The sequence below is a fragment of the Amycolatopsis sp. FDAARGOS 1241 genome, from assembly GCF_016889705.1.
Classification (GTDB): domain Bacteria; phylum Actinomycetota; class Actinomycetes; order Mycobacteriales; family Pseudonocardiaceae; genus Amycolatopsis.
Genome location: NZ_CP069526.1, coordinates 5,703,376 through 5,715,623 on the forward strand (window position 1 = coordinate 5,703,376; position 12,248 = coordinate 5,715,623).

Consider the following 12,248-nt stretch of genomic DNA (forward strand, 5'->3'; position numbering starts at 1 on the left):
GCGCTCTTGCCCAGCCTCGGGTGAGGCGGGGCGTGGCGGGTCATCCGCAGGAGGTGATGCCATCGCCGCGGCCGCTCCGCAGGGTTTCGCGATGGCGACCGGATCGAAGAGCGTCAACGCTGCCGCCGTCGTGCTGCCCCTGGCGCTCGGCCAGTTCATCGCGAGTTACGCGGCCACGAACATGAACGTCGCGATCAGCACCATCGCCGAGGACATCGGGACGACGGTCACCGGGATCCAGACCACGATCACGCTGTTCACGCTCACGATGGCCGCGCTGATGATCCCCGGCAGCAAGCTCACGGACTTCCTCGGGCGCAAGGTCTGCTTCATCGCGGGGCTCGTGATCTACGGCTCGGGCGCGCTGCTGTCGGCGTTCGCGCAGGGGGTCGGAGTGCTGATCGTGGGTTACTCGCTGCTGGAGGGCATCGGCTCGGCGCTGTTGATCCCACCGATCTACATTCTCGTCACCGTGGTGTTCGAAGACGTCGACCTCCGGGCCAAGAACTTCGGCATCGTCAGCGGCGCCGCCGGCCTCGGCGCCGCGGCCGGGCCGCTCATCGGTGGCCTGGTCACGAGCTACCTCGGCTGGCGCGCTTCGTTCTTCCTGCAAGTGGCGGTGATCCTGCTGATCATCGTGCTCGCGGTGCGCATCACGGACCCGCCGCGGACCGGACGCCCGGCGCACTTCGACGTGGGGGGCGCGATCCTGTCGGCGGCCGGGTTGTTCTTCGTGGTCTTCGGCATCCTGCAGACCTCGACCTACGGCTGGCTCAAGTCGCGGGAGGACTTCACGGTCGGTGGCACAGTGCTGATCCCGGCGGGCGGCGTCTCGCCGGTGTGGATCCACGTCGCGATCGGGCTCGTCATCCTCGTGCTGTTCTTCCGGCACCTCCGCCGCGTGGAGCGCGCGGGTCGCACCCCGTTGTTCTCGCTCCGGATCTTCCGCAGCCGCGCGTCGAACCTCGGGCTCGTGACGCAGCTCCTGCAGTGGCTGGTGCTGCAGGGTTCCTTCTTCGTGACGTCGGTGTTCCTGCAGCAGATCCGCGGTTTCACCGCGATCGAGACCGGCCTGGTGCTCGTGCCGGCCACCGTCGGCGTCCTCGGTTCCTCCGCGCTCGCAGAACGGATGTCGCGGCGGCACTCGCAGCGACGGCTCATCCGGTTCGGGTTCAGCGCGACGACGGTGGGTTTGCTCCTGCTGCTGGCACTGGTCCGCGCCGACTCGGGGATCTGGACGTTCGTCCCCGGCCTGCTGCTCATGGGCATCGGCATCGGCGTGATGCTCACGGCGTCGGTGAATCTCGTGCAGTCGAGCTCGCCGGAAGAGGCGCAGGGCGACATCTCCGGGGTGTCGCGCAGCGTGTCGAACCTCGGGTCGTCACTGGGCACCGCGCTGGTCGGCTCCGTCCTCGCCGGAGCGGCCGTCCCGGGCAACGGCCCCTTCGCCATCGCCATGGTCCTGCTCTCCTGCCTGGCGCTCGCCGGAGTCGTCACGGCTCTGCGGATCCCGCGGCAGAAGCTGCATTGACGCCGCCCCCGGCCGTTGGCGGCGGCGCTGGACGGCCACCACGATGACGCGCAGCGCGACGCCGATCACGAGCAGGTCGCCGAGCATCTGCACGGTGACCAGGATCCGGGCCACCTGCGTGACCGGAACGATGTCGCCGAAGCCGACGGTGGCGAACACGGTGACCACGAAATACAGCGAGTCGGTGCGGGTCAGCGGCGTGTCGAAGCTGTGGGGCACGTTGTGCTGCAGCACGTAGTAGGCGTTGGCGAACACCAGCAGGAACAGCGGCACGATCAGCGCGAGCGCCTGGACACCCTGCAGCGCCGGGTACTTCGCGCGCAGGATGGCGCGGATCTCCCCGACGACCAGTCCGACGACCAGGCCCACGCCCACGACGAGCCCGGTGATCGTCCACCCGTCGATCGGCCGGTCGACCGGGAGCAGGTAGTAGACGGCGACGAGCGTGGCCACCGTCAGCACGGGCCGCACGACGAGCAGGGCGACGGAACCCCGTGCGCCGCGCCCGCTGTTCACCGGCTGGAGTCGGCCTGGACGGCACCCGTCTTGATGGCCTTGAGCAGGGCGGCGTGGTCCTTCTCGTTCTGGTCCGCGTAGTCGCGGGCGAACTCGGCGATCGCGCGGTCGAACGACTCGCTCGAGCCGAGGTAAGAGCCGATCGCAACGCTGTCGCCGGTGCGGGCGTGGGCGCGCGCGAGTGTCCACGCGCAGAGCAGGCCGTAGGTCGTCATGTCGCGCGGGTCCAGCGTGTCGACGCGCGCCGAGCCCTTCCAGTCGCGCAGCTGCCGCAGGTAGAAGTCGCGCTGCTTGCCGTCGACGATCCCGGCGGCCCGGATCCAGCCGAGGAAGATGTCGCTCACGGTCTGCATCAGCCGCTGCCCCACGACGACGCGGCGCCCGGAGTTGTCGTACTCGCTGGGACCGGCGAACTCCTCCAGTACCGACGGGCCTGCTTCCTTGGCCTGCAGGAACAGCGGGTCGTGGTCGTCGTTGCCCAGCAGCAGGATCATCCAGCACCGCGTGCCGACGCTGCCCACGCCGACGACCTTGTGGGCCACGTCCACGAGCCGGTAGCGATCCAGCAGCGAGCGGCGCTCCGGTTCCAGGGTGGCGCGGTAGGCCGCCAGCAGCGCGCCCAGTCCCTCCCGGGCCCGGGCGACGTCCTCCGGCCGGCTCGACAGCTCCTCCATCGGCAGCACGATCGGCGGATCGGGGGCGATCCGCACTTCGCCGTCGCGGACGACCGTGAAGCGCCGCAGCGCGCCGAGGTTGTCCTTGTTGTGGGCCGAAGCCACGTTCTTCTGCATCTCCTTGCGCCGGTGCCCGCGCAAGCGGCCGGCGTACATCTGGTTCACGAGGTCGATGTCGGCGTGCGCGTACCACACCTCGAGCGCGGTCTGCCCACCGAACTCCCGCATCGCGGTCCGGTACTGGGCCACCGAATCGGTGACGACCCGCCGGCACTCGTGCTCGGTGAACCCGTTCTGCCGGCTCGCGACCTCCAGGCTCGCGGCGAGCCGCTTGACGTCCCACTCCCACGGGCCGGGCAGCGTCTCGTCGAAGTCGTTGATGTCGAACACGAGCTTGCGCTCGGGCGAGGCGAACACGCCGAAGTTCATCAGGTGCGCGTCGCCGCACACCTGCACCCGCAGCCCCGAGACCGGCGTGCCGGACAGGTCGCTCGCCATCGGCAGGGCGGCGCCGCGGAAGAACGTGAACGGCGAGACCGACATGCGCCCGTAGCGGATCGGCAGCAGCTGGGCCACACGCGTGGCGTCCTGACGGGCCAGCAGGTCCAACGGGGCGGGTGCCTTCGGGTCGCGGGTGAACCCGGCGTGGCTCGAGCGCGGAGTCGCCGCGCGGGCCGCCTTGCCCTTCGCCGCCCGCTCCTCCCGGCTCTCGCTGCGGATTTCGGTCGCTGTGCGCTCACTGGTGACAGCCATCGACGGAGCATCCCCCTCCGGCGGCGTGGCTTTCCTCGCCCGCACGGGGTGAGACGAGGCATCATCCGGACGGGGTGACGACACCCCGCTCCGCCGCGCTCAGGGTCGGCAGCGGGAACGCCCGGCGAAAGGCGGTGGCCCATGAGCAGGCCGTCCGGTGAAGCCACCCGTCCGTCGATCACCCGGCGCCTGTGCGCGCTGGGTGCTCTCCTCGCGCTCGCCGCCGCGTTCGTCGTCGCGATCACCGCTCTGGTGCGCAATCCCGTCGAACTCGCGATCGCGGTGGTGCTGCTCGTCATCGCGACCGTGGCCGCCTGGGCCGCGCTGGTGCGCCGCCGGGCCGCCCGGATCGTGCTGGCGATCGTCGCGGTGGTCGCGCTCGGCGCGATCGCGGCTCTGCCGGACCTGCGCACTTTCGTGGTGCTGCCGCTGGTGCTCGTGCTCGGCTTGCTCGCGGCCGCGGCCGCACGGGTCGCGCTGGGCAAGGACCTCGCGACACCGGTCGAGGCCGGGCGCGTCGGCCCCGCGCGCCGCGGCGTGCTGCTGATGAACCCGCGCTCCGGCGGCGGGAAGGTCGCGCAGTTCGACCTCGAGAACGTGGCCCGCTCGCGGGGCATCACGCCGGTCGTCCTGCACCGGGGCGACGATCTGCGGGCGCTGGCCGAAGAGGCGGCGGCGCACGCGGACGTGATCGGGATGGCCGGCGGCGACGGCTCGCAGGCACTGGTGGCCGACGTCGCGCGGCGCCACGGCCTGCCGTTCGTGTGCGTGCCGGCCGGCACCCGCAACCACTTCGCCCTCGACCTCGGGCTCGACCGCGAGAACGTCGTCGCCGCGCTGGACGCGTACGGCGAGGCCTTCGAACGCCGCATCGACCTGGCCCTGATCGGCGACCGGGTGTTCGTGAACAACGCGTCGCTCGGCGTGTATGCGACGGTGGTGCAGTCGCCGGGTTACCGCGACGCCAAGGTCTCGACCGTCGCCGGCCAGCTGCCCCAGCTGCTGGGCCCCGACAGCGAGCACTTCGACCTGAGCTACCGCACACCCGACGGCGGCGACCGGCCACCGGCGGACATCGTGCTCGTGTCCAACGGTCCCTACCGCCTCGACCGGCTCACCGGCTTCGGCACACGCGAACGGCTCGATACCGGCGCGCTCGGCATCGTCACCGTGAGCGTCGACCGCGCGCGCGATCTGCCGACGCTCATCACCGCCGAGCTCACCGGGCAGATCGCGCGCTACCCCGGCTACCGGTCGTGGGAGACCGGGGAGTTCGTGGTGAGCTCGGGGCAGTCCCTTGTGGACATCGGCGTCGATGGGGAGGCGCTGAAGCTCGAGCCACCCCTGCGGTTCCGGTCGCTGCCCGGCGCGCTGCGGGTCCGCGTACCGGTCGACGCCCCCGGCTCCGCACCCGCCGCGCTCGCGCCGAAGGGCATGCGCGACGCCGTCCGCGCGCTGTTCCGCGTACTCGCCGGACGGCCCGCGGGCTGAGGTCCGGCAACAGCCTCATCCACACCGGGCGAAGCGCCCACGCACCCGGGCACCGAAGATGTGCGGCCACGAGAAGGGAGCGGACGATGACCGTACAGTCGCCGCCGGGCCCCGTCACCCGCGAATCGGGCTGGGCCAGCCTGATCGTGTTTGGCGCCGTGATGATGTTCCTCGTCGGGGCCTTCTCGGTCGTCGAGGGCCTCACCGCGCTGTTCGACGACCAGTACTTCGTCACCACCCCGCACGGCGCGCTCTTGTTCGACCTCACCGGCTGGGGCTGGATCCACTTCGTCATGGGGATCATCGCCGTGCTGACCGGGCTCGGACTGCTCGCCAAGGCGTGGTGGGCGCGCTACCCCGCCGTCGCGCTCGCCGCGCTCAGCGCGGTGGCGCACCTGGCCTTCCTGCCCGCGGCTCCGTTCTGGGCGGTCATCGTGCTCACCCTCGACGTGCTGGTCATCTGGGCGCTGATCGCCCATGGCGAAGACGCGCTCAGCCGCCGCCCCTGAGGCGCAGACCCGGCCACCCGGCTCGCTGATCCGCTGGGCGTCCGGCGTGGCGCAGCACCACCTCGCGCGCGAGCTGCCGCAGCGCTGGGCCCACGTGCAGGGCGTCGCGGCGTGCGCGCGGCGGGTCGGCCACGCGCTGCTGCCCCAGGACGAGATGGAACTGCTCGTGGCCACGGCGCTGCTGCACGACATCGGGTACGCGTCCGGGCTCGTCGCGTCCGGCTACCACCCGCTCGACGGCGCGCGGTTCCTCATCGCGGCCGCGGCCCCGGACCGGCTGGTGCACCTCGTGGCGCACCACTCCGCGGCCATCTTCGTCGCCGAGCAGCGCAGCCTCGCCGGCGAGCTCGCCGAGTTCACGGACGAGCGGACGGTGCTGCGCGACGCCCTGTGGTTCTGCGACATGCACACGAGCCCCGGCGGCCACCCGACGTCGTTCGAGGAGCGCATCACGAGCCTCCGCACGCGCCACAGCCCCGACTCGGACTTCGCGCGCGCACTCGACGCCGGCGGGTTGAGCGCCCGCCGGGACGCGGTCCGGCGCACCGAGCTGCGGCTCGGCGCCGCGGCCGCGCGGAAGCGCTCACGGTGAGTCTCACCCCGTGGGGGCGAGGCGCGCGGCCACCCGCGGGGCGACGGTGAACCACGGCGCAGACCCGAACCCGGCAGGAGACAACTATGACGACGCTGACGGTGTGGAAGTTCGACAGCCCCGAGGGAGCGGACAACGCGGCCACGACCCTCCAGAGCCTGGCCAAACAGGAACTCATCTCGATCCACGACGCGGCGACCGTGTCGTGGCCGGAGGGCGCGAAGAAGCCGAAGACGCGCCAGCTGCGCAACCTCACCGCCGGCGGAGCCATGAGCGGCATGTTCTGGGGCATGCTGTTCGGGCTGATCTTCCTGGTGCCGTTCATCGGCGCCGCGATCGGCGCGGCCACGGGCGCGCTCGCCGGCTCGCTGACCGACGTGGGCATCGACGACGACTTCATCAAGTCCGTGCGCGACAAGACCACCCCCGGCACGTCGGCACTGTTCCTGATGTCCAGCGACGCCGTGGTGGACAAGGTGAAGGCCGCGGTCGAGGCAGGCGGGCACAAGCCCGAGCTCCTGCAGTCCAACCTGTCGGCGGAGCAGGAAGCTTCGCTGCGGGAGATGATGTCGAGCTGACCTCGCGACGAGGGGGCCGGTCATGGCCGAGAGCACTGAGCACCTCACCCCGGTGACCGATGACGAACGGGCCGAGCTGGAACAGCTCCGCCGCGAAGTCGCCGAACTGCGGACGACCCGCGCCCGCCGGCCGTGGTTCAGCTGGCGGCCCGTGGTGTCGTCGATCCTCATCGTGCTCGGCTGCATCCTGGCCCCGCTCGCGCTCACGTCGGTGTGGGTGAACAACCAGATCTCCGACACCGACCGCTTCACGGCCACCATGAGCCCGCTGATCCGCGACCCGTCGGTGCAGGCGGCCGTGACCAACCGGGTCACCGACGCGATCTTCACGAACATCAACGTGCAGGCCATCGCGACCGACGCCGTCAACGCGCTCGCGGCCCAGGGCGTCCCGCCGGCGGTCACCGACCGGCTGGACGCACTGACCGGGCCGCTCGCCTCGGGCGTGCGCAGCTTCGTGCACGGCCGCGTCGGCGACCTGGTGGCGAGCGACCAGATCGCGCAGGCGTGGGATCGGATGATCCGGGTGGCCCACACGCAGGCCGTGGATGTGCTCAACGGGTCGTCCTCGGCGATCGCGATCCAGGGCGACAAGGTCGTGGTCGACCTCGCGCCGTTCATCGACGCGGCCAAGCAGCAGCTCGCCGCCGACGGGCTCACGGTCGTGAACCGGATCCCGCAAATCCACCCCACCATCCCGGTCGCCGACGCCGCCGGCCTGGTGAAAGCGCGCTCGTGGTACACGACCTTGGACCGGCTGGCGACGTGGCTGCCGTGGATCGCGATCGTGCTGCTCGCCGCCGGCGTGTACATCGCCCGCCACAAACGGCGCGCGCTCGTAGGCGCCGCGCTCGGGTTCTCGCTGAGCATGCTGGTGCTCGCCATCGGGCTCGCGATCGGCCGCTCGATCATCATCGGCGAAGTGCCGAGCCAGTCGGCCGCGCCCGTCGCAGCGTCGTTCGACATCGTCGTCCGCTTCCTGCGCGACGGCCTGCGGACCCTGTTCGCGGTCGGGATCGTGGTGGCGCTCGGGGCGTTCCTCGCCGGCCCGTCCTCGACCGCCGTGCACATCCGCCAGGGTGTCGTCAAAGGGCTGGCGTGGCTGCGCTCGCGCAGCGGCCTGCGCGCGACCGGCCTCGGCAAGTGGGTGCACACCTACCGCGTGGCACTGCGCGCCGGCGCCGTCGCGATCGCCGTGCTGGTGTTCCTGTTCCTCAACCAGCCGAGCGGGCTCGCGGTGCTGCTGATCGCCGTGGTGCTGCTGGTGGTCCTCGCCGTGATCCAGTTCCTGGACTACCCCGGCGACCGGCCGGCGCAGACCGGCTGAGAGGGGACGCCATGGACGACCTGCGGCCTGCGCCCGACCGCGTCGTGGCGCTGGGGGCCGTCGCGCTCAAGGCCGGCTGGTGGGCGTCCGGCCCCGTGCGGCGGCTGGGCTGGGCCGTATTGACGGCGGCCGTGCCTGAGGACATGGCGCGGCGGGCCCTGCGGGACGTGGCCGCCGCGGTCGCGGCGACCGTGCTCGAAATGGTCGACGTGACAGCGCTGGTGCGCGACCACGTCGACCTCGACGCGCTGGTCGCCGGAGTCGACGTGGCGGCTGTCGTCGCGCGGGTGGACGTGAGCGGGCTCGTGGCGGCCATGGACCTGCCCGCGCTGGTACGGCAGTCGAGCGCAACCGTCACGGGGGAAGCGGTCCGGGGTGTGCGCACCGCCGGGGTGAGTGCCGACGACACCGTGACGCGGGTCGTCGAGCGGGTGCTGCGGCGCCGTGGTGAGCGGCTCGCCTGACCGGCCGGCGGGCATCGTCACGCGCTCGGTGGCAGCCGTGGTCGACGCGGCGGTCGTCGGGCTCGCCGAGGCCGCCGGGTACTTCGCGGTGGCGGCGGTGAGCTACGCCGCGGCGCCGTGGTCGTTCCGGTGGCCCGCGCCGCCGCCGGTGTTCACAGGCGTGCTCGGCGGGGTCTTCGCGATCGTGTACCTGACCGTCTCGTGGCGGACCCTCGGCCGGACCTACGGCGGCGCTCTGCTGGGGTTGCGCGTGCTGACGGACGGGGGCCGCCGGCTCGGCTGGCCGCGGGCCGCGCTGCGGGCGCTGTTCTACGTCGTGTTCCCGGTCGGCTTGCTGTGGGTCGCGGTGAGCCCCCGCCGCCGGTCAGTGCCGGACGTCGTCCTCCGGACGACGGTCCGCTACGACTGGACCACCGAAGGAGTGTCCACAAAGGATCCCGTATAGGCCGTTATACGAAAGCGGAGAGACGTGATCCAAGTCACCTCCCTGAACCGACGGTTTCCGGTGCCCCCGCCGGTCTTGATGCGGACTGGTTCTTCAAACGCGCAAGGGAGTGTCCGATGACGTACGAGACTGCTGTGGTGACCGGGGCGAGCCGCGGGTTCGGCCGCGCGATCGCCGCCGCGCTGGTGGCCGACGGAGTGCGGGTCGTGGGAATCGCGCGAGGCGAGAGCGACTTGCTCGCCGTGCGCGAGGAGCTCGGCGAGCGCTTCACGCCGCTGGCCGCCGACGCGACCGACGAGAAGCTCGCCGGAGACGTGCTCCACGGACACCGGCCCGGGCTGCTCGTGCTCAATGCCGGGGCCACGCCGCACATGGCTCCGGTTCAGGAACAGACCTGGGAGACGTTCAGCCGCAACTGGCACGTGGACACGCGGCACGTCTTCGCATGGACGCGCGCCGCCCTGCGGGAACCGCTCGCGCCGGGCAGCGTGGTCGTGTCGCTCTCCAGCGGGGCGGCGCTCGCCGGGTCACCGCTCAGCGGCGGGTACGCGAGCGCCAAGGCCGCGATCCGCTACCTGCGCGGCTACGCCGCAGGCGAGGCCGAACGCGCCGGTTTGGGGGTGCGGTTCCTGACGCTGCTGCCCCAGCTGACGCCGGCGACCCGGCTCGGCTCGGCAGGCGTCGCCGGCTACGCGGCCCGCGACGGCGTCGACCCGGACGCGTTCATGCGAGACCGCCGGCCCGTGCTCACGCCGGAGCAGGTCGCCAAGGCCGTGACCGACCTCGCCGCCGATCCGGACGCCGCGCCGGAGCACGTGGTCGGCGGCGCCGGGGTGCGGCCGCTGCCGTGAGCACCGCCTACAGTGGACTCCCGCGCACCCGGGGAGAGACCACGATGCCGTCGGACGCCGAGTTCAGCGCCGTGACCGAGCCGTTCCGGCCGGAGCTGCTCGCGCACTGCTACCGGATCCTCGGCTCGCTGCAGGACGCCGAGGACCTGGTGCAGGAGACCTACTTGCGGGCCTGGCGCGGGTTCGCCGGGTTCGAGGGCCGCTCGTCGGTGCGGCGCTGGCTCTACAAGATCGCCACCGCGGCGTGCCTCACAGCGTTGGATACCCGCGCCCGACGGCCACTGCCCTCGGGACTGGGCGCCCCGGCGGACGACTACCGCGTGGCGGTCGCCCCGCGCGAACCCGCGGTCGCGTGGCTGCAGCCGGCGCCCGACTTCGCGGCGGCCGACCCGGCGGTGGTCACGGCCGCCCGCGCGGGCGTGCGGCTGGCTTTCATCGCCGCGCTGCAACTGCTGCCCGCGCGGCAGCGAGCCGTGCTGACGCTGCGCGACGTGCTCGCGTTCCGCACCGCCGAAGTGGCCGAACTGCTCGACACCACGACCGCGGCCGTCGACAGCGCGCTGCGCCGCGCGCGGGCCCACCTCGCCGACGCCGCACCGGTCGCGGACGATCTGACCGAGCCGGCCGCGGACGCCGACCGGGAACTGCTCGAGCACTACGTCGACGCCTTCACCCGCGCCGACGCCGGCGAGCTGGTCCGGCTGCTGCGCGCCGACGTCGAACTGGAGATGCCACCGATCCCGACGTGGTTCAGCGGCCGCTCCGCCGTCGTCGGGTTCCTCGCGGCCCGCGTCCTGGCGCGCGACCGCTGGCTCCTGACGCCGACGCGGGCCAACGGCCAGCCGGCGGTCGTCGTCCACCACCGCACCGACGGCGAGGCCGTGCCCTACGGCGTGCAGGTCCTGACCGTGCGCGGCGACCGGATCGCCCGCCTCACCTCGTTCAACGACCCGGCGCTCGTGCCGGCGTTCACCCGGTGACGGGGAGCCGGTCCGCCCACCCCTAGGGGGCGGACCGGCCCCCGCGTCACGCCGACGGGATCTCGTCGAACTCGACGACCTGCCGCACCTCGACCTCGATCTCGCCGTCGAACAGCGCCGCGTACGTCTTGGCGTAGGCGACGGCCTCCTCGCGGTTCGGGAAGTTCACCAGCGCGAACCCGCCGATGACCTCCTTGGCCTCGGTGAACGGGCCGTCGGTCGCCTTGATCGCGCCGTCGGGCGACTTGCGCACCAGGGCGCCCTTCTCGGACGGGTGGACGCCCTCGGCCGTGATCAGGATGCCGTTGTCCACCGCCTCCTGGATGAATTCCCCCATCTTCTTCACGAACTCCGGGCTCGGGTTCCACGCCGCCGAGTTCTGCTCCGACACCCGGTGCATCATGAGAAACCGCATGTCCACTCCCTGTCACGTCCGGGCCGGGATCCGGATCCACCCGGACTCGCTGACCGGCCCAACACCGACGCGTCGAACGGCCACACCCCCGATCGACACCCGCCGCGAACATTTTTGGAGAACTTTCCGCCGGGGACCAGGCTGGCCGGTTCGTCACCACCGCCGGGGAAAGCCGCGCGACGCACCGGACCGGTCCCGGGCTCGCACCGCGGTGCCCTCTACGATGCGGAGCGTGACCACCTACGACGACACCTTCGACCACCTCGACCCCTCGTCCCTGCCGCTTCGGCAGCAGCAGATCCTGGTTACGATCCGGGACTGGGTGGTCCGCGAGGGCTACGCGCCGAGCAGCCGCGAGATCGGCGAGGCGGTGGGCCTGCGGTCGTCGTCCTCGGTGTCGAAGCACCTGGCGGCCCTGGAGGACAAGGGGTACCTGCGGCGCAGCAGCTCGATGTCGCGGCCGATCGACGTCCGCGCGTTCCTCACGGGTTCCGCCGCGCAGGAGGGCGGCGCTGACTCGGTGCCGGTGCCCGTCGTCGGCCACATCGCGGCCGGCACGCCGATCGCGGCGGAGGAGCACGTCGACGACACGCTGACGCTGCCGCGCGGGCTCACCGGCCGCGGGAACGTGTTCGGCCTGCGCGTGCGCGGTGACTCGATGATCGACGCCGCGATCTGCGACGGCGACATCGTCGTGGTCCGCCAGCAGCCCGAGGCGCACTCGGGCCAGATCGTCGCGGCCATGATCGACGAAGAAGCCACCGTGAAGGTCTACCGCCGCCGCAACGGGCACGTGTACCTCGAGCCCCGCAACCCGGCCTACGACGTGCTCGACGGCGACCGGGCCGTGGTGCTCGGGATCGTGGTCTCCGTGCTGCGCAGTGTCTGATCGGCGCAGTGTCTGATCGGCGCAGTGTCTGATCGGCGCAGTGTCTGATCGGCGCAGTGTCTGATCGGCGCAGTGTCTGATCGGCGCAGTGTCTGATCGGCCAGCGTGGTCGGCGCAGGGTCCGATCGCCGCGGGGTTTGATCGGCGCAGGAACAGGACGCCGTTGAGGTCGAAGGTGGCGGCCGTGAGGTGCCCGGGGGCCTCCCCGCGCAGGTAGGCGACGACGTCCGCTG

13 protein-coding genes and 1 pseudogene are annotated in these 12,248 nt (G+C 72.1%); 11 read left to right on the plus strand and 3 right to left on the minus strand.

The features are described 5' to 3' along the window. Positions 1 to 91 precede the first annotated feature (91 nt). Positions 92 to 1,531 carry an MFS transporter gene (locus tag I6J71_RS28050; protein ID WP_204089599.1) on the plus strand — a complete coding sequence of 480 codons (1,440 nt, stop codon included), beginning with the start codon at positions 92 to 94 and terminating at the stop codon, positions 1,529 to 1,531. A gap of 87 nt (positions 1,532 to 1,618) precedes the next feature. Here I6J71_RS28050 and I6J71_RS51145 read toward each other — a convergent pair. Both I6J71_RS51145 and I6J71_RS28060 read right to left on the minus strand, forming a co-directional pair. Further along, a pseudogene (locus tag I6J71_RS51145) lies at positions 1,619 to 2,047 on the minus strand (potassium channel family protein); the annotation flags it as partial. Next, positions 2,044 to 3,474 carry a DUF2252 domain-containing protein gene (locus tag I6J71_RS28060; RefSeq protein WP_204089600.1) on the minus strand — a complete coding sequence of 477 codons (1,431 nt, stop codon included), beginning with the start codon at positions 3,472 to 3,474 and terminating at the stop codon, positions 2,044 to 2,046. The pseudogene I6J71_RS51145 and the gene I6J71_RS28060, both read right to left, overlap by 4 nt. 141 nt (positions 3,475 to 3,615) lie before the next feature. Here I6J71_RS28060 and I6J71_RS28065 point away from each other — a divergent pair, with 141 nt between their 5' ends. The 9 genes from I6J71_RS28065 (at position 3,616) to I6J71_RS28105 (ending at position 10,711) form a co-directional block, all read left to right on the plus strand. After that, positions 3,616 to 4,965, plus strand: coding sequence for a diacylglycerol kinase family protein (locus tag I6J71_RS28065; protein WP_204089601.1), 1,350 nt, complete (start codon positions 3,616 to 3,618; stop codon positions 4,963 to 4,965). 86 nt (positions 4,966 to 5,051) lie between these two features. Continuing rightward, positions 5,052 to 5,474: a hypothetical protein gene (locus tag I6J71_RS28070; protein WP_204089602.1), complete on the plus strand. Its 423-nt coding sequence runs from the start codon at positions 5,052 to 5,054 to the stop codon at positions 5,472 to 5,474. Continuing rightward, positions 5,443 to 6,066 (plus strand): HD domain-containing protein, encoded by a 624-nt coding sequence (locus I6J71_RS28075; protein WP_204089603.1) that lies wholly within the window; start codon positions 5,443 to 5,445, stop codon positions 6,064 to 6,066. The genes I6J71_RS28070 and I6J71_RS28075 overlap by 32 nt, the downstream gene beginning before the upstream one ends. 86 nt (positions 6,067 to 6,152) lie before the next feature. Then, complete coding sequence (locus I6J71_RS28080) at positions 6,153 to 6,644, plus strand: DUF1269 domain-containing protein (RefSeq protein WP_204089604.1); 492 nt, start codon at positions 6,153 to 6,155, stop codon at positions 6,642 to 6,644. A gap of 22 nt (positions 6,645 to 6,666) precedes the next feature. Beyond that, the gene (locus I6J71_RS28085) at positions 6,667 to 7,971 is read left to right on the plus strand and encodes a hypothetical protein (RefSeq protein WP_204089605.1); all 1,305 of its coding nucleotides are present in this window, start codon (positions 6,667 to 6,669) and stop codon (positions 7,969 to 7,971) included. Between the two features lie 11 nt (positions 7,972 to 7,982). Further along, positions 7,983 to 8,435, plus strand: coding sequence for a hypothetical protein (locus tag I6J71_RS28090; protein WP_204089606.1), 453 nt, complete (start codon positions 7,983 to 7,985; stop codon positions 8,433 to 8,435). After that, positions 8,419 to 8,880 carry an RDD family protein gene (locus I6J71_RS28095; RefSeq protein WP_204089607.1) on the plus strand — a complete coding sequence of 154 codons (462 nt, stop codon included), beginning with the start codon at positions 8,419 to 8,421 and terminating at the stop codon, positions 8,878 to 8,880. Before I6J71_RS28090 ends, I6J71_RS28095 begins: the two co-directional genes overlap by 17 nt. A 116-nt stretch (positions 8,881 to 8,996) precedes the next feature. Further along, positions 8,997 to 9,731 (plus strand): SDR family oxidoreductase, encoded by a 735-nt coding sequence (locus I6J71_RS28100; protein ID WP_204089608.1) that lies wholly within the window; start codon positions 8,997 to 8,999, stop codon positions 9,729 to 9,731. Beyond that, positions 9,728 to 10,711, plus strand: coding sequence for an RNA polymerase subunit sigma-70 (locus I6J71_RS28105; protein WP_370541981.1), 984 nt, complete (start codon positions 9,728 to 9,730; stop codon positions 10,709 to 10,711). The genes I6J71_RS28100 and I6J71_RS28105 overlap by 4 nt, the downstream gene beginning before the upstream one ends. A 46-nt stretch (positions 10,712 to 10,757) precedes the next feature. On the opposite strand, the gene I6J71_RS28110 is transcribed toward I6J71_RS28105, so the two are convergent. Continuing rightward, a complete protein-coding gene (locus I6J71_RS28110; RefSeq protein ID WP_204089609.1) occupies positions 10,758 to 11,126 on the minus strand; it encodes a YciI family protein in 369 nt (122 codons plus the stop codon). 232 nt (positions 11,127 to 11,358) lie between these two features. Between I6J71_RS28110 and lexA the strand changes: the two genes are divergently transcribed. Further along, positions 11,359 to 12,015, plus strand: coding sequence for a transcriptional repressor LexA (gene lexA / locus I6J71_RS28115; protein WP_204089610.1), 657 nt, complete (start codon positions 11,359 to 11,361; stop codon positions 12,013 to 12,015). Positions 12,016 to 12,248 lie beyond the last annotated feature (233 nt).

Bases quoted from the DNA above. Each gene is read 5' to 3' on its own strand.
- I6J71_RS28110 (WP_204089609.1), bottom strand. From the start codon at position 11,126: ATGCGGTTTCTCATGATGCACCGGGTGTCGGAGCAGAACTCGGCGGCG.
- I6J71_RS28070 (WP_204089602.1), top strand. From the start codon at position 5,052: ATGACCGTACAGTCGCCGCCGGGCCCCGTCACCCGCGAATCGGGCTGG.
- I6J71_RS28080 (WP_204089604.1), top strand. From the start codon at position 6,153: ATGACGACGCTGACGGTGTGGAAGTTCGACAGCCCCGAGGGAGCGGAC.
- I6J71_RS28050 (WP_204089599.1), top strand. From the start codon at position 92: ATGGCGACCGGATCGAAGAGCGTCAACGCTGCCGCCGTCGTGCTGCCC.
- I6J71_RS28065 (WP_204089601.1), top strand. From the start codon at position 3,616: ATGAGCAGGCCGTCCGGTGAAGCCACCCGTCCGTCGATCACCCGGCGC.
- I6J71_RS28090 (WP_204089606.1), top strand. From the start codon at position 7,983: ATGGACGACCTGCGGCCTGCGCCCGACCGCGTCGTGGCGCTGGGGGCC.
- I6J71_RS28060 (WP_204089600.1), bottom strand. From the start codon at position 3,474: ATGGCTGTCACCAGTGAGCGCACAGCGACCGAAATCCGCAGCGAGAGC.
- I6J71_RS28085 (WP_204089605.1), top strand. From the start codon at position 6,667: ATGGCCGAGAGCACTGAGCACCTCACCCCGGTGACCGATGACGAACGG.
- I6J71_RS28100 (WP_204089608.1), top strand. From the start codon at position 8,997: ATGACGTACGAGACTGCTGTGGTGACCGGGGCGAGCCGCGGGTTCGGC.
- I6J71_RS28075 (WP_204089603.1), top strand. From the start codon at position 5,443: ATGGCGAAGACGCGCTCAGCCGCCGCCCCTGAGGCGCAGACCCGGCCA.